This window comes from Methylotenera versatilis 7 (assembly GCF_000799165.1).
Lineage (GTDB): Bacteria > Pseudomonadota > Gammaproteobacteria > Burkholderiales > Methylophilaceae > Methylotenera_A > Methylotenera_A versatilis_A.
Genome location: NZ_JUGF01000002.1, coordinates 600,648 through 616,985, shown reverse-complemented (window position 1 = coordinate 616,985; position 16,338 = coordinate 600,648). Strand labels below are relative to the sequence as shown.

19 protein-coding genes are annotated in these 16,338 nt (G+C 42.9%); 12 read left to right on the top strand and 7 right to left on the bottom strand.

The annotated features are described in order from the left end of the window. Positions 1-3 precede the first annotated feature (3 nt). Positions 4-513: a DUF1993 domain-containing protein gene (locus K370_RS06950; protein WP_047540161.1), complete on the bottom strand. Its 510-nt coding sequence runs from the start codon at positions 511-513 to the stop codon at positions 4-6. Positions 514-701: 188 nt separating this feature from the next. On the opposite strand from K370_RS06950, the gene K370_RS06945 reads away from it, so the two are divergent. Then, a complete protein-coding gene (locus tag K370_RS06945) occupies positions 702-1,769 on the top strand; it encodes a rhomboid family intramembrane serine protease (protein ID WP_047540159.1) in 1,068 nt (355 codons plus the stop codon). A 397-nt stretch (positions 1,770-2,166) separates the two neighbouring features. On the opposite strand, the gene K370_RS06940 is transcribed toward K370_RS06945, so the two are convergent. After that, positions 2,167-3,390 carry an MFS transporter gene (locus tag K370_RS06940; RefSeq protein ID WP_047540157.1) on the bottom strand — a complete coding sequence of 408 codons (1,224 nt, stop codon included), beginning with the start codon at positions 3,388-3,390 and terminating at the stop codon, positions 2,167-2,169. 525 nt (positions 3,391-3,915) lie between these two features. Here K370_RS06940 and K370_RS06935 point away from each other — a divergent pair. Then, positions 3,916-4,404, top strand: a complete 489-nt coding sequence (locus tag K370_RS06935; protein ID WP_047540155.1) for a fasciclin domain-containing protein — start codon at positions 3,916-3,918, stop codon at positions 4,402-4,404. 150 nt (positions 4,405-4,554) lie between these two features. On the opposite strand, the gene K370_RS06930 is transcribed toward K370_RS06935, so the two are convergent. Then, positions 4,555-5,169, bottom strand: coding sequence for a DNA-3-methyladenine glycosylase family protein (locus tag K370_RS06930; protein WP_047540152.1), 615 nt, complete (start codon positions 5,167-5,169; stop codon positions 4,555-4,557). 123 nt (positions 5,170-5,292) lie between these two features. Between K370_RS06930 and ada the strand changes: the two genes are divergently transcribed. Further along, positions 5,293-6,369 (top strand): bifunctional DNA-binding transcriptional regulator/O6-methylguanine-DNA methyltransferase Ada, encoded by a 1,077-nt coding sequence (gene ada, locus K370_RS06925; protein ID WP_047541754.1) that lies wholly within the window; start codon positions 5,293-5,295, stop codon positions 6,367-6,369. Continuing rightward, positions 6,369-7,007: a DNA oxidative demethylase AlkB gene (alkB, locus tag K370_RS06920; RefSeq protein ID WP_200883460.1), complete on the top strand. Its 639-nt coding sequence runs from the start codon at positions 6,369-6,371 to the stop codon at positions 7,005-7,007. Before ada ends, alkB begins: the two co-directional genes overlap by 1 nt. An 88-nt stretch (positions 7,008-7,095) precedes the next feature. On the opposite strand, the gene K370_RS06915 is transcribed toward alkB, so the two are convergent. Continuing rightward, positions 7,096-7,287 (bottom strand): hypothetical protein, encoded by a 192-nt coding sequence (locus K370_RS06915; protein WP_047540150.1) that lies wholly within the window; start codon positions 7,285-7,287, stop codon positions 7,096-7,098. A gap of 221 nt (positions 7,288-7,508) precedes the next feature. After that, positions 7,509-7,835: a cupin domain-containing protein gene (locus K370_RS06910; protein WP_047540148.1), complete on the bottom strand. Its 327-nt coding sequence runs from the start codon at positions 7,833-7,835 to the stop codon at positions 7,509-7,511. A 156-nt stretch (positions 7,836-7,991) separates the two neighbouring features. Between K370_RS06910 and K370_RS06905 the strand changes: the two genes are divergently transcribed. Continuing rightward, on the top strand, positions 7,992-8,972 hold the full coding sequence (locus K370_RS06905) for an L-threonylcarbamoyladenylate synthase (RefSeq protein ID WP_047540146.1): 981 nt from the start codon (positions 7,992-7,994) through the stop codon (positions 8,970-8,972). Between the two features lie 96 nt (positions 8,973-9,068). Beyond that, positions 9,069-9,431 carry a DUF1428 domain-containing protein gene (locus K370_RS06900; RefSeq protein WP_047540144.1) on the top strand — a complete coding sequence of 121 codons (363 nt, stop codon included), beginning with the start codon at positions 9,069-9,071 and terminating at the stop codon, positions 9,429-9,431. 21 nt (positions 9,432-9,452) lie between these two features. Here the strand turns inward: K370_RS06900 and K370_RS06895 are convergent, their stop codons facing one another. After that, positions 9,453-10,460, bottom strand: coding sequence for a S1 family peptidase (locus K370_RS06895; protein ID WP_047540142.1), 1,008 nt, complete (start codon positions 10,458-10,460; stop codon positions 9,453-9,455). Positions 10,461-10,628: 168 nt separating this feature from the next. Here K370_RS06895 and K370_RS06890 point away from each other — a divergent pair, with 168 nt between their 5' ends. Both K370_RS06890 and gndA read left to right on the top strand, forming a co-directional pair. Beyond that, positions 10,629-11,363: a dienelactone hydrolase family protein gene (locus tag K370_RS06890; RefSeq protein ID WP_047540139.1), complete on the top strand. Its 735-nt coding sequence runs from the start codon at positions 10,629-10,631 to the stop codon at positions 11,361-11,363. Between the two features lie 168 nt (positions 11,364-11,531). After that, positions 11,532-13,049 carry an NADP-dependent phosphogluconate dehydrogenase gene (gndA, locus tag K370_RS06885; RefSeq protein WP_047540137.1) on the top strand — a complete coding sequence of 506 codons (1,518 nt, stop codon included), beginning with the start codon at positions 11,532-11,534 and terminating at the stop codon, positions 13,047-13,049. 98 nt (positions 13,050-13,147) lie between these two features. Here the strand turns inward: gndA and K370_RS12275 are convergent, their stop codons facing one another. After that, positions 13,148-13,318 carry a hypothetical protein gene (locus tag K370_RS12275; RefSeq protein ID WP_200883458.1) on the bottom strand — a complete coding sequence of 57 codons (171 nt, stop codon included), beginning with the start codon at positions 13,316-13,318 and terminating at the stop codon, positions 13,148-13,150. A gap of 274 nt (positions 13,319-13,592) precedes the next feature. Here K370_RS12275 and thiS point away from each other — a divergent pair, with 274 nt between their 5' ends. From thiS to K370_RS06865, 4 genes are all read left to right on the top strand, one after another. Next, positions 13,593-13,796, top strand: a complete 204-nt coding sequence (thiS, locus tag K370_RS06880) for a sulfur carrier protein ThiS (protein WP_047541750.1) — start codon at positions 13,593-13,595, stop codon at positions 13,794-13,796. Positions 13,797-13,871: 75 nt separating this feature from the next. Further along, positions 13,872-14,654, top strand: coding sequence for a thiazole synthase (locus K370_RS06875; RefSeq protein ID WP_047540134.1), 783 nt, complete (start codon positions 13,872-13,874; stop codon positions 14,652-14,654). A gap of 2 nt (positions 14,655-14,656) precedes the next feature. Beyond that, positions 14,657-15,040: a Co2+/Mg2+ efflux protein ApaG gene (apaG, locus tag K370_RS06870; RefSeq protein WP_047540132.1), complete on the top strand. Its 384-nt coding sequence runs from the start codon at positions 14,657-14,659 to the stop codon at positions 15,038-15,040. 10 nt (positions 15,041-15,050) lie between these two features. Then, on the top strand, positions 15,051-16,334 hold the full coding sequence (locus tag K370_RS06865) for a murein transglycosylase A (RefSeq protein WP_047540131.1): 1,284 nt from the start codon (positions 15,051-15,053) through the stop codon (positions 16,332-16,334). Positions 16,335-16,338 lie beyond the last annotated feature (4 nt).

The following is a 16,338-nucleotide window of genomic DNA, read 5'->3' as shown; positions in this document are numbered from 1 at the left end:
TTGTTAATCTTTATTGATTCTTAAAAAATCGGGTTTGCCAAGCTCTACACCGTTATGTCGCAAGATGTTATATGCAGTGGCAGCATGAAAATACACGTTTGGCATTACCCATTTAAGTAAATAATCTTGCCCTGTAAATTTAAGTTCAATTTTACGCACAGTAACGGTAATGTCACGCATATCGGCATCGACTAACTGTTCAGGCTGAATGGATGCGATAAAATCCAGTGTTTTAGTGATGCGTGCGTATAGCTCTGCAAAAGTCGTTTCCGTGTCTTCATATTTCGGTATCTCAACACCCGCTAGTCTGGCCGCCGCACCTTTACTCATATCCGTGGCAATTTGTACCTGGCGTATTAACGGGTACATATCAGGAAAAAGTCGCGCGTTAAGTAAAACATCGTGTTCGATTTTCTTTGCATCTGCATATTCTTCGCCTTTTTTTAGAATATGGCTTAAGTTTTTTAAAGTGCGGCTAAGTGGTGATATGGTTGCATCAAACATGGATAACATGGCGAACTCCTGAAAATTGGGATGAAAATATCGGGCTATTTTAGTCTTAATTTTCAACCTGATACGAGTCCTCTGACATTAAGCACTTTTATGATGCAGTTTAAATTAAACTATTAGCCGTGATAAATTCTCAGACGGATTGATCACAAATGGCTTAATATTTATACACTTAATGAGTTGGAATTTACTTGCAGCCTCTTCATGAATTATTGATTCAGCGCACCCCAAAAATTGGCGTGACCAAGCTATTAACCAGCATTAATGTGTTGGTTTTTATTGCCATGCTCTTTGGTGGCGCGGGATTTTGGCATTCGACCAATAATGGCATACAGCTAAATTGGGGTGCTAATTTTGGCCCGGCAACTCAAGACGGTGAATGGTGGCGACTGGGCACGGCCATGTTTCTGCATTTTGGCGCAGTGCATCTGGCGTTAAATAGTTTTGCACTGTGGGATTCTGGTCAGTTGGTTGAGCGTATGTACGGGCATTGGCGTTTTCTCTGCATTTATCTAATCAGTGGTTTATGCGGTAATTTGCTTTCGCTCGTCGTACAAGGCAACTCAGCGGTTTCTGGTGGCGCATCGGGTGCGATTTTTGGTATCTATGGTGCAGCGTTTATCTTTTTGTGGCGTGAACGTGCAGCAATTTCTACGCGTGAATTTCGCTGGTTATTTGGCGGCGGCTTAGCTTTTTCTGCATTAACCATTGTGTTAGGTTTTATTATTCCTGGCATTGATAACGCAGCACACATTGGCGGCTTTGTGACGGGTATATTGGCGAGTATCGTTCTCTCTCAAGCTATCACTGCGCGAACTATGCCAATTAAATACAGTTTAAGTGCCGCCGCGATAATGGTTTTTGCAACTGTTGTGCTGATTAAACTAATTCCTGCACCCACCTATAAATGGAGTGATGAATTGTTAGTGCGTAGTCAAATTAATGAATTTTTATATCAAGATCAGGCAATTAATCGCTCGTGGCTAGAAATTCAGCATGAAGGCAAGCAAGGTAAATCGACCTTGGATGAACTGGCAGGCAAAATCGATTATTTGATTAGTGAGCCTTATGAAGAAAGTTTTGAAAAGCTATCAAAACTGCCGAATGACCCAGCCTTGCCTTCTGCCGCACAATTGGAAAATATTCTGCACTACACAGAAAAACGTAAAGCAGAATCTAAAGCATTGGCAGAAAAATTGAGAGATCAACCTTTTAGCAGTCAAACAATCATGAATCAGCAACCGCCAGCCTCAAAATAGCTTATCTGTAAATAATTGCCCTATATTTCTATATCAGCCTATGATGACTCACACATATTAATTTTGGAGACTCATCATGGCCAAAGGTCAAATTAAAAGTAACAAAGAAGCGAAAAAACCTAAAAAAAGTAAAGAAGTCGTGGTGCCAGTGCATTCAATTATTCCAATGAAATCGAGTACACCTGCTAAAAAATAACTAATTACTCATACAAGTGATGCGTCATCTGAATTTTTAGTAAGTCTTTGCCGCTTTTGATAGTTATCATAATCAGCTGCGATTGGAGTGGGTTTCTACAAACAGATTCAGCAGCTTTTGTGACTGAGGCGAAGAGTGCTGTAACAGCAAGTGAGGTGGTAGAGTTGGCGTTAAAAAACTGGCCTACTAATTAGCTTAAAACTATTGGATTTGATGTAACTCTAAATCACGCAGTTTGGGTGCCAGTTTTGCGGTAACGCCAACTACTGATAAGGTCATTAATCCGCCAAAGATAACCGATGGCACTAAACCCAGCAAGCGCGCGGAAAGTCCTGATTCAAACGCGCCGAGCTCATTTGAAGAGCCGATAAAAATCCCGTTAATCGCCGAAACACGGCCACGCATGCCGTCTGGCGTCACAAGCTGCATAATGGTTTGGCGCATGACAACAGAAATGCCATCGGTAACGCCAGAAAACAGTAGTAGTGCAAATGCCACCCAGAAGCTGGTTGCCAATCCAAAACCGATGATACTTAAGCCAAAACCCGCCACTGCGCATAATAACCAGCGGCCTGCATGGTGATTAATGGGGTGACGCGTTAGCCATAACCCGGTGACAATAGCACCAACTGCTGGCGCGGCACGCAATATGCCCAAGCCTTCAGGGCCGATTTTGTAAATATCCTGAATAAATGCTGGCAACATGGCAACCGCACCGCCAAAAAGTACAGCAAACATATCCAATGACAATGCACCCAGCATAATTTGATTGCTAAATACAAAATTAAGTCCTTGTTTAATGCTGGTGAAAACCGGTATTTCACTTAGCGCTTTAGGTTCTTTCACTTTGATTGACAACATGGTGATGGCCGCACCAAAACACAGTAAAGTCGCCAGCGCATAGGCGGCTGTTTTGCCTGCAAAGCCAATCGTCAAACCGCCAATCGCCGGGCCCAATACCAAACCCGTTTGAAAAATACTGCTACTGATGCCTATTGCCTTACCGAACGATTCGCGTGGCAAAATAATCGCGAAAAGCGAGTTGACACTGGGTGCGATAAACGCACGCGCAAAGCCTGTGAAGGCAATCGAGCCATAAATCCAATAACTGGTATTGCCATTGATTAAACCCTGCGTCACCAAGGTCAGAGTAAGTGCGTTCAGGCACAGCATGGCTGCTGCAAATACGCCAAACAATCGGCGTGAATAATAATGATCGACCGCATGGCCAGCAAAGAGTGCACAAGCAAAATACGGAATGACCTCAGCCAAACCCACCAAACCTAGTGATAACGTATCGTGTGTGATTTCGTAAATATGCCAGCCCACGGCGACTGCCATGATTTGATATGCCAGTACGATTTGGATACGAAAAGCGAGTAATTTGCTGAAAGCGAAGTTTTGTTGGGTGAATAATTGCTGCATATATTGCTATTTTAATGGCTAATACATGGTTTTCTTCAATATTTTTTATTCAGCTACCTTTCCAACAGCTGAGTTTTGTGCGCTTTCAACAAAATATTTCCCTCTGGCAATGCTGAGTGGTGCGTGCTAAAGTTGGCTCGTTAGTGCTGTGAATAAGGTAGTAAGCATGATGTTGTTAATGAACGAGCAGCCTTGTGCCGATGAGTCGTCGTTGACCCAGTGCGACTCTACCGCTATAGATTGGGCGCACTAACCTTCTAAGTTTTTTACCTTTTAAGCTTTTTTGATTTTTTCTTTTAAATTCCACTTTGATTGTCAACGCGGTTACTAAAGCTCACGTTAAGCCGTGATGGCTATTGCGTGTTTAACGATTTCTATCGTTAATATAATTTGTGTAAACGCGCGTAGCTTTGCTGGAGTATCTTTCTAATCAGCGAATTTGTTGGTGTTTAAGCGCAGTTTAAACTTGGCGCTTAAACAAGATTGCTCATATTTAAAATCTACGTATCAACTTTAAGGAATTTTATGAAAAAAGTATTATTGGCAACATTATTTGCATTGTCAGTTTCAAATGTCGCTTATGCAGATGATCTTATCGACTCTGCAATTGCAGACGGCTCATTAAAAACATTTGTTACCGCAGTTAAAGCAGCAGGCTTGGAGGCAGAGTTAAAAGGCGCAGGTCCATTTACCGTTTTTGCACCAAACGATGACGCATTCGCAAAGATTCCTAAAGCTAAACTAGACACTTTATTGAAAGATAAAGCAGCGTTAGCTAAATTGTTGAATGCACACATTGTTGCAGCGAAAATTACTGCTGCCGATGTGCAGGCGGGCAAAGTAAAATCTATCGAAGGTCATGAATTGAAATTAGATGTGTCTGCTGGCATTAAAGTGGACAATGCTTCAGCTGTTGGTGGTGGCGATGTTAAAGCCGACAATGGTGAAATTCATATTATCGATACCGTATTATTGCAAGAAGCGACTGATAAAAAGAAAGTCAGCAAAAAATAATAAGTAAGCAATTAGCATTATAAAAAAGCAGATGCAGATTAATATCACATCCGCTTTTTTATTGAGCAAGACGATATTAGCAATAACTTGTTTTACTAACAAAGAGCTTGTAAATAACTAAGTTTGCGAATCAAAAAAACCGTAAACGTATTAAGGTTTTGGTACACGCCACAAATACCAACTGGCGATTGTTCTGTGCGGACTCCAGGCCTGAGCGATTTCAATCATTTCCTTGCGTTTAGGGGAAACATCCAATTTCTTTAGTCTTTTGTAGCCTTCCACTACACCAAAGTCGTCTGCCGGCAAAATGTCTCTGCGTTCCATGGTGAAGATTAGCAGCATTTCAACTGTCCAGCGCCCAATACCTTTCAGTTCGCTCAAGCGTTGAATTAATACTTCATCGGTCATTGCGTCAGCATCATTGCGACTAGGCACAAGGCCACTTAGTGCGCCCTCTGCGATACCCTTAATCGTTTCAATCTTACGTCCGGAAAATCCGCAGGTACGCAGCGTATCGAACTCAGTTGCTAATAATTGACTGGGTGCAGGAAAAACGTCGCCATAAACATGCAGAAAGCGTTTAATAATGGCATCGCCCGCCTTACCATGTAATTGCTGATAAGCCACCGCGCGTACAAGTGCCTCATAAGGTTCGCGTTCAGGTTTGGATTCAAAAGTGCATAAGCCAACAGTGGCAACTAACTGCGCCCAATCTTTATCTAAACCAGATAAGAAGTCCATTGCGGCTTGAAAATTATTTTGCATGGTTTGATTATAAACACAAATTCTTTAAGCCATTCACCGAATTCAATCGCAAGACTCGGAGTGTTGCATTGTGCAAGCCTTGGTAAAGTATGGTCTTCTATGTGTATGATGAATGAAACGACAATGAACCAATCAGCTAAAAATACGCAAGTTAACGCCGTTCAAAACGATTCGCGTTGGGCGAAAATTCAGGCGCGTGATATCAGCGCAGACGGTACCTTTTATTATTCTGTGAGCACAACGGGCATCTATTGCAAACCATCCTGCGGTGCGCGCCAACCGCGTCCGGAGCATGTGGCTTTTTATGCAAGTTGTGCAGAAGCTGAGTTGGCAGGCTTTCGTGCATGTAAGCGGTGCAAGCCTGGTCAGCCTGATTTAGCGCAAAGCCATGCACTGCTAATTGCCGAGAGTTGCCGTTTAATTGAAAGTTCTGACGAAAATCTTAACCTTGAAGTCTTGGCAGAAAAATCTGGTTTAAGTCTTTATCATTTCCATCGCATATTTAAGTCTGTGACTGGATTAACGCCAAAAGCTTATTCAGCGGCAAATCGTGCTAAAAAAGTACGTGATGTCTTAGGAAAAAATATCAGCGTGACCGATGCGATTTTTGAAGCAGGTTATAACGCCAATAGCCGCTTTTATGAGAAATCAACCCAAGTGCTGGGTATGACACCAACAAGTTACAAAACAGGTGGTGCAAATGTCACGATTAAATTTGCGATTGGTGAATGTTCACTAGGAGAGGTTTTAGTGGCAAGTAGCGAGCGCGGTGTGTGTGCGATATTTTTGGGGGATGATGCAACCCAGTTGGTGAATGATTTGCAAGATGCTTTTCCCCGAGCAGAACTGATAGGCGCAGACCGTGACTATGAAGCACTGGTAGCTAAAGTGGTGTGCTTTGTTGAGATGCCTGCTTTAGGTTTAGGGCTGCCGCTGGATATTAAAGGCACTGCTTTTCAGCAGCGCGTTTGGCAGGCGCTACAAAAAATTCCAGCAGGATTAACCGTTAGCTATAGCGATATTGCAGAACGGATAGGTGCGCCAAAATCGGTGCGTGCAGTAGCCAGCGCCTGTGCAGCAAATACGCTGGCCGTGGCGATTCCATGTCACCGTGTAGTGCGAATTGACGGGTCTTTGTCTGGTTATCGTTGGGGTGTAGAGCGCAAATGCGCTTTGTTGGATTTGGAAAAGAAAAGCTGATGGATCTATTTACTGATCAGCAGCCAACAGTGCAACAAATTGTAAAAGATGCCTATCTGTTAAAAAGTTTCGCGCTACGCAATCAGACACAACTATTGGCAGATTTAACACAATTACTTGAGGCGTCACCGTTACGTAATATGGTTACTCCTGGCGGCTTCAGCATGTCTGTGGCGATGAGTAATTGTGGTGAATTAGGTTGGGTGAGCGATAGAAAGGGCTATCGCTATGCCACGCATGATCCATTGACTGATAAGCCTTGGCCGGCGATGCCGAACTCTTTCAGAACATTGGCGCAACAGTCTGCCAGTGCGGTTGGATATGAAAATTTCCATCCGGATGCGTGCTTAATCAATCAATATAAAGTGGGCGCGCGGATGAGTTTGCATCAGGACAAGAATGAGCTGGATTTTAACCAACCGATTGTTTCTGTTTCATTGGGTTTGCCAGCGATTTTTCAGTTTGGCGGATTTGAACGTGCTGATAAAACGGTGAGCTTGTTACTGGAACACGGTGACGTAGTAGTTTGGGGAGGCGAATCAAGGTTGCGGTTTCATGGCATTTTGCCAGTAAAAGCCGGCCAAAATACAGCGTTGAATTGCAGAATTAACTTAACGTTTCGCAGAGCAGGAAAGTAGCAGGTTTGAAATAAAATACACAACGGCAATGCGTAATTAATGCGCTGTAAATTGCGCGTTAATTACGCAAGCAGTAAACGCCAACACGCTAAATTCCCAGCGCATAATCATCAAAGCCGCCGTAACTTTCCTCGACTTCCTGGCCTTTAAATTTCAAACTTGTTTCAATGCCCGTTTCGCTAAACTCATCAAATTCATCGCCTGCAAAATCATCGGAGCGTAGCTCTAAATTCTGCATATTGGCTGAAAGCGCAGTTTCTGTACGTTTTTTCCGACCCATTTAAATACTCCTTTTTTCTATCATTCATTACAAACCAAGAGCGGTATGCAATTAATGATAAGCAGGAGTTATGCCAATTGGATTTTATAAATTAATGCTAGTTAAGTGCTTTAATATTAAGGCATACAAGGCAGTTGGCATATTTTAAAGGCTGACTAAAAGTGACTTATATATATTTCAGGTGCTACTTTTTGGATAAAAGTGTTCAAAAATGCACAAATTTATAAACCAATTTTGGCTTTAATGCGTACCCATGCTTGCGTTAGCGCATTGCCATCTAATTTATAATGTTTGTGCAGCGGTTTTTTCACTTCCCAACTGGCGGTCATGCCTGCTGGAAAAGTCACTAAATCACCTTTGCCAAAAGTCACTGGCGCACCGCCCGTTGGTGTAATCACGCATTCACCTTCTAAGATATAGGCGATTTCTTGCTCTGGGAATACCCAAGGAAATACAGAAACTTCTTTTTGCCATGTTGGCCATTTGCTGACACCTAAAGTATCTAAATGCGCTTGGCTTGGATTTTTCTCTACTTTGATTTGACTCATGTTAATTTCTTTATGTGTTTTAAGATAAGGTTATTCTATCTCATCACGCCTCAATTGTTACGCAAGCAGGCTTAGTTTAAAAGCATCGGTTTAAACCGCTTAAGTAGGTTTAGATAGTAAAATGGCGGTTAATTGTTTTAATTACAGTAGATTGCTATGCGCATTAGTTTAGATGAAGCGGTTGCCAAATTACAAAATGGCGAAGTTGTCGCGATTCCAACCGAGACGGTTTACGGTTTGGCGGCGGACGCAACAAACGAATCTGCTTTGCGTCAAATTTATGCCATCAAACAGCGTCCTGCAGATAATCCCTTGATTGTGCATATTGGTCATATTAATCAGGTGAATGAGTGGGCAGCAGAATTTCCACCTTTAGCACAAAAGCTGGCAAGTGCGTTTTGGCCTGGTCCTTTTACATTGGTGCTGCCAGCAAAAGATGATGTTTCCAGTATTGTAAGAGCAGGCGAGCCAACAGTTGCATTACGCATTCCTAGTCATCCACTTGCCTTGCAATTGCTCAAACAAAGCGGTTTGGGTTTGGCTGCACCTTCTGCCAATAAATATACACAATTAAGCCCAACAACCGCAGTACATGTTGGAACTGGTTTGGGTGAATGTATTCCTGTGTTAGATGGCGGTGCATGCCAAGTGGGAATCGAATCGACCATTGTCAGTGTGATAAATAATGATTGGCAGTTATTACGCCATGGCATGATTGCTGAAGCTGAAATTACTGCGATTGCAGGTAAACCAGCGTTGGCCGGCTTAGAAAATCAGCCAAAAGCGCCCGGTCAACATTTGTTGCATTATTCACCCAAAACACCGATTAAACTTTTTGATAGTGCTGAAGCCTTGATGCGCTATCAGCAAATCAGTAAGCAGACATGCGCGGTCTTGTTAATTGATGATGGCTCAACAAATAAACTGTTAACTACTAAACCTATGAAGCCTCAACCAGTAAAACCTCAAATAGTGCAATTACCCAAAAATCCTGCAATCGTTGCAGAACAATTATATGGCGTTCTGCATCATTTAGATACGCTAAATGTGGCGCAATTATTAGTGCAATTGCCACCTGATAGGCCAGAATGGTTGGCTATTTTAGATCGCCTGACCCGTGCAGCGCATCATCCTTAACTCTTGTTTTGACATCAGAAAAAGCGTAACTTAATTCATTCTTCAGCAGTATTTAAGTGGTTTTTCTAACCAATTTTTATACAAAAGGAGCATGAGATGACTTGTTATGTTGATGGATTTGTTATTCCTGTACCTACGGCACGCATTGATGACTATCGTTTAATGGCCGAAAAAGCAGCAAAAATCTGGAAAGAGCATGGCGCGCTGGATTATTGGGAGTGCGTGGGTGACGATATGCAGGCGGAAGGCACAATGTCATTCACTCAGCTTGCCAATACAGAGCCGGATGAGACGGTTGTATTTTCATGGGTGATATTTGAATCTAAAGCCGCAAGAGATGCGGCTAATGCAAAAATATTTGCAGACCCGCGCATGAAAGACATGATGGATATGTCAAATCCAATTTTTGACTGTAAACGTATGGCTTATGGCGGCTTTAAGCAGTTAGTGCATGCTTGAGCAGGTGGCTTTCAGTGGTGATTATTTTTTTAACGCTTCGGTAAACTCAGCATCCAAATCTAAGTCGATTGCCTTAAGCGCAACACGGGTTTTTTCAACTTCGCTGGCATTGCCATTGCGATTCGCCATTAAACCCAATGCAATCAAGGTTGCCGGATGGTTCGGGTGCAGCTTTAGTACTTGCTCATAATATTGATTCGCCTTATTGGCATTGCCTAAATTATCTTCTGCAGTAGCCAGGTAATACAAAGCTTCTGCGTTGCTGGGTTCTTTTGCCAGCCACGCGGCCGCTACGGTTTTTAGTTCTGCCCAATACCCATTTTGATATGGCAATACCACTCGCATAAAATACGGGCGGTTTTCATCTAACGCGTCCCAAAAAGGCGCGTCACTGGTTTTCATGGAAGTGGTTTCGCTGGACTCTGGTGCAGCCAGCAGTGCTTTTACCCACTTAACCGGAACGCTGTAATAATAAGCGCTGCGGCCAGGGCTTTTAAACGTGCTGATGGCGATCAGTTTGCCATCGTTATCAAATACCGGGCTGCCGCTTGAGCCCATGACAAATGAGGCGTCGCTGCGCACTACGCTGCTGTCATCTAATGGATACAGTGCTTTGATTTTACCAAAGGTGACTAACGGTTTTGGCGTACCGCCAGGGAAGCCGATGGAAAACATGGCTTGCTCGTATTTTAAGTGTTCAGAATCACCTAACTCAACGGGCGTAAGTTCAGCGTATTGAAAGCGCAAGATACATAAATCGTGCTTCCAATCGGCTTTTAAGCTAACAGGCGTATAACTGTCACCAAATTTTGTGATTGTTGCACCGATTGCATTGGCTAAAACATGGCAGTTGGTTGCGACTAAATCTTTGCCAACCACCACGCCTGTTCCTACGCCATGACCGCCTGTTTTGGTTGCTACATGTACTTTAATTACCGATGCTTTGAGCTTGTAGGTAAGCTCGGAACTGGGTTCCGCAATCGAAATTTGACAAAAAAACAATCCTAAAACTGTTAATGCTAGGCGCATAGAACAACTTTCTATTTTAGTCGGTATTTAAATCGACAGTATTTAAAAGTAATAATTCAGCTTTATTTAAAAAACATATTACGCTTATTAATCAAAATTTTGCGTGAATATGACTATAAACCCCTGTAAAATATTGATTCTAGAAAATTTAAGTTTTGGAACAGAATAATGCAAATTAAAACGCATATTGTCGATTTAAATACCCCAACTGGCGTGATGCGTACTTACGTACATCGTCCAATTCATGCAAAAAAAGTCCCTGCTATTTTATTTTATTCTGAGATTTTTCAGCAAACTGGACCTATTGAACGCGCTGCGCGTTTTATGGCGGGCCAAGGCTACGCGGTATTGGTGCCAGAGGTATTTCATGAACTTAATCCAATTGGTACCGTCCTAGGTTACGATGACGCTGGCCGCGATAAAGGCAATGCCGATAAAGCCGCTAAAGATGTGCAAGGTTACGACACTGATAATCGCGCCATGATTGAATATTTAAATACCCAGGATTGGTACAGTGGCAATTTAGGCGCAATGGGTTTTTGTATTGGCGGGCATTTAGCGTTTCGCGCCGCATTGCAGCCGGAAGTAAAAGCCACCGCCTGTTTTTATGCGACTGATTTACATACGAATATCATCCCTAACAAACCGAATCAACACAGCATGGACAGGCTGGCTGATATTAAAGGCGAGTTGATGATGATTTGGGGTAAGCAAGATAATCACATTCCGACTGCCGGGCGTGTATTGGTAAACCAAAAGTTATCAGAAGCTAATTTGAATTTCACATGGCACGAATTCAATGGCCAGCATGCATTTATGCGCGATGAAGGTGAACGTTATGATCCGCAATTGGCCATGACAGGATATCAATTGGCCATACAGATGTTTGGTAATGTTTTGTAAGTTTAACGCAACGAGGCGTTAAAGTTTTGGTAGTAAAAGTTGTTTAAGTAAAAGTAGCAAATTAAGAAAAGGTGTACTTGTTAAAGAGTTTACTTGAGACGATAGCCACAAGCTTCTCGTTTCTTTTTTTAGTTTAAATTACCCATTTAATTAATTTTTGAGAATGATATGACCACCACGAAAAATGCTGATATTGGCCTAGTTGGCCTTGCTGTCATGGGGCAAAATTTGGCCCTGAATATTGCCGATCACGGCTACACCATTGCGGTTTATAACCGTGATCCTAAAAAGATGGAAAACTTCGTCGAAGAATGTAAAAAAAATGAGCCTTCACATGAAAATGTTATCGGCCATGAAGATTTAGCTTCTTTTGTGTTAAGCATTAAACGCCCACGCAAAATCATCTTATTGGTTAAAGCGGGTAGCGCAACAGACGTTACCATTAATGCATTACTACCATTCCTGGAGCAAGGCGATATCATTATCGACGGCGGTAACTCATTGTGGACAGATACCATTCGTCGTGAAAAAGAATTGGCCGCTAAAGGCATCGAGTTTATTGGTTCAGGCGTATCAGGTGGCGAAACAGGCGCACGTTTTGGTCCATCATTAATGCCATCAGGCACACGTAAAGCATGGTCTAGCTTAGAGCCAATCTGGCGCGACATCGCTGCTAAAGTAGATGCGGTAACAGGCGAGCCATTAGAAGGCGGCGCACCTGGCAAACCAGTTGAAGGCGGTTTTTCATGTGCTGAATACATCGGCCCAGACGGTGCTGGTCACTATGTAAAAATGGTGCATAACGGTATTGAATATATCGATATGCAATTGATTTGCGAAGCTTACTGGTTAATGAAAAACTTGTTAGGCATGCCAGCGGATGAAATCGGTAAAGTATTTGCTGAGTGGAACAAAGGCGAATTATCCAGCTTCTTGATTGAAATCACTGCGGATATCCTGCAACAAAAAGACCCTGCGGGCAAAGGTTTCTTGGTAGATCAAATCTTGGATACTGCTGGTCAAAAAGGTACTGGTCAGTGGACCGCAGCGAATGCGCTTGAATTAGGCGCGCCAGCGAATGCGATTGCAGCCGCGGTTTATGCGCGTGCACTTTCTAGCTTAAAAGAAGAGCGCGTTGAAGCAAGCAAAATCTTAAAAGGCCCAGTGTTAGTAAAAGAAACAGACAAAGCAGCGATTATCGAAGCGATTAAGAATGCACTGTATTGCTCAAAAATCTGTGCTTATGCGCAGGGCTTCCAACTGATGGATAAAGCACAAGTGGCTTACAACTGGAAACTGAACTTCGGTGAAATCGCTCAAATCTGGCGCGGCGGTTGTATCATCCGCGCACGTTTCTTGCAAAAAATCACTGATGCTTACGCATTAAACTCACGTTTGAAAAACTTGATGCTAGACCCGTATTTCACAAACTCTATGAACGACGGTCAAGCAGGTTGGCGTAAAGTGATTGCCCTGGCAGTCACCAACGGTATTCCAGCACAAGGTTTTGCAGCAGCGCTAGCTTATTACGATGGCTACCGCAGTGCAGATTTGCCTGCAAACCTATTGCAAGGTCAGCGTGATTACTTTGGCGCGCATACTTATGAGCGTAAAGATCAGCCACGTGGTCAGTTCTATCACTTGGATTGGCCAGAAGCGGGTCGTCCGCAATTGGCGATTGAGTAATTGCCGGTAGAGTTGTAAATAAAAATCAGATGATGGGTTGCTGTAAAAAGCGACCCATTATTCGATAAGTATTTTAAGAGTTACTACGGTTTAAAGTGTTACACGCAATCACTGTAAGCTTCCAAAAGTCGTTTCAGTTTAGGTCTTTGTAAGCTTAAGATATTCGCTTCTTGAACTTTTACCTTGTCGGATTTTTGACTTAATGGTGGCTCGTAGATGTCGTTTAATAGCGGTGGTATTGAAACAGGTTTTACATTTTGCGCTTGCATTATTAGGTTTCCTTTTGGGAGTTAAAACAACAGAAATTTTGTTTCCGTTACATATGAATGCAATTTATCAAAAAAATTCACTAAGTGTATAAATTAATTCAATAAATCAAGAAAATCATGACTGTTTTGTAATTAACGCGCCAAAGCTGTTGCGGAATACACGAACAATAGTGATTAAATTATTCATAGTAATTTATCGCCATACTCAGATATGGCGACTGACTGTCAAGAAACTAAGCTTTAATTCAACGATGCATGTAAAAATGGTTAAATGATGAATATATTAATTAATGGAAATGTTAAAGTTTTCGATACTTCTGAGATGACGGTCGCGTCTTTGGTTGTCGCTTTAGAGTTAACAGGCAAGCGTTTAGCGATTGAGAAGAATGGTGAAATAGTGCCACGTAGTCAGTTTGCCGATGTGTTATTGCAAGATGGGGATAAGCTGGAAATCGTTGGCGCCGTGGGTGGCGGTTAACACGAAGAGCCGTCCAGAATAAAGTTTAGGTTTGTCGCAATTCAATTTAAAAGTTAATTAGGTCCGTAAATAAGCATGACAGAACAGCTCATTATTGCAGGAAAATCCTACCACTCACGTTTGCTGGTTGGTACGGGTAAATATAAAGATTTTACCGAAACGCGCGCGGCGATTGACGCGAGCGGCGCGCAGATTGTCACGGTAGCGATTCGGCGCACCAATATTGGCCAAACCGCGGGTGAGCCATCATTATTAGAATACCTGCCGCCAGAAGAATTTACTTATTTGCCTAATACTGCCGGCTGTTATTCAGCGGATGACGCAGTGCGTACTTTGCGTCTGGCACGCGAGTTATTGGATGGTCACAAGTTGGTTAAGCTGGAAGTCTTGGGTGATCCAAACACCTTGTATCCTAATGTGATTGAAACGATTGCGGCCGCTAAAATACTGGTAAAAGATGGTTTTGATGTCATGGTCTATACCTCGGATGACCCCATTATCGCTAAACAATTAGAAGATATCGGCTGTTGCGCAGTAATGCCATTGGCTTCATTAATCGGTTCTGGAATGGGTATTTTAAACCCATGGAATTTACAAATTATTATTGAAAATGCAAAAATCCCGGTGTTGGTGGATGCCGGTGTCGGTAGTGCAGCAGACGCTGCGATAGCCATGGAGCTTGGTTGCGCTGGTGTGTTGATGAACACTGCGATTGCCGCAGCACGCGACCCGGTGATGATGGCGGGTGCAATGAAAAAGGCGATTGAAGCGGGTCGCGAGTCTTATCTTGCAGGCAGAATGCCTAAAAAACTATATTCAGCCAGCCCTAGTTCGCCAACAGCGGGTTTGATTAGCTAAGTATGACCACTCAAACGCAGTATGCATTTTCAGTTTCTGTGCAAACGACCTATTTGCCGGATCAATCGAATGCAGAGGAAAGTAAATTCGCTTTCGCTTATACAGTCACTATTACCAACACCGGCACGGTTGCTGCGCAATTAATCAGCCGACATTGGATCATTACGGATAGTAATGATGATGTTCAGGAAGTAAAAGGCTTGGGCGTGGTTGGCGCACAACCATTGTTGAACCCGAATCAACAGTTTGAATATACCAGTGGCACTGTACTCAATACACAAGAAGGCAGAATGCACGGCAGCTATTTAATAGTGGCGGTTGATGGCACTCAGTTTGAGGCCATCATTGAGCCTTTCTTATTAACACAGCCAAGAGTGCTGCATTAGGCAATTATTCATGCAACGCTTATTCGTCGTTATTTTGTTGAGTTTGTTAACGGTTTCTTGTGCCAATAAAAATAGTAAACCATCGGTGACAAAGCCGAATGCGCCTGATTGCAATTGTGTACATGACCAAGCGCCAATTCAATTGCCGCCAAGCACACAGCCAGTCGAACCAAAATCCGCAGAGATTAAGCCTGATACTAAAACTGTGGCGGATTATAGTCTGCTTAAACCAGCAAAATGGGAAGACGTTGACGGCTTAATGGAGGACGATTTAAGTGCTGCATGGGGTGCATGGCTGCAAAGCTGCAGCACATTAAAGAACAAGCCGCAGTGGCAATCCGCTTGTAATGCAGCTAAAGCGCTTTTAAAGCCCAATAATGCAACGATCATCGATTACTTAACCACGCAGTTCGATGTATATACTGCGACTAATATAGATGGCGGTAATACAGGCTTGGTGACTGGTTATTATGAGCCTTTGCTGCAAGGTAGCCGCAAGCAATCCGCCCAATATCCTTATCCCTTATATAAGCAACCCAATGATATTGTTACCGTCGAATTGGCCGATGTTTATCCAGAGCTTAAATTTAAACGTATACGCGGCAAGTTGGTAGAGGCTAAACAAGGTGATAAAAAAACTGGCCAATTAAAATTAATCCCGTATCTGACGCGCGCTGAGATCGAAACCAATCCATCGCCATTGGCAGGCAATGAGGTTGTATGGATTAATGATATTATTGATGTGTTTTTCTTGCAGATTCAGGGTTCTGGGCTAGTGAACCTAGATAATGGACAACAAGTACATGTCGGTTACGCGGATCAAAATGGACATCCATATAACTCGATTGGACGTTTATTGATTGAGCGCGGTGAGTTAACTGCCGACCAAGCTTCCATGCAAGGCATTAAAAATTGGGCGCGCAACAATTTGGATAAGCTACGCGATTTATTAAATAGCAATCCAAGCTATGTGTTCTTTAGAGAGTTACCAGCAGGCTTGCCAGGTCCGCTTGGTGCACTTGGTGTGCCAATTACGGCAGAGCGTAGTGTGGCTATTGACCCCAAATATGTGCCTTTGGGTGCGCCCATATTTTTATCCTCTACACAACCGAATAGTACAAAACCCTTGAAACGTTTGATGATGGCACAAGACACTGGTGGCGCGATTAAAGGTGGTGTGCGTGCAGATTTCTTTTGGGGTGCAGGAGATGCCGCAGGTAAACAAGCTGGTGCCATGAAGCAGCAAGGCAAGGTTTGGGTGTTTTTACCTAAAGGTTTTGTATTGCCTAAATAAGTTT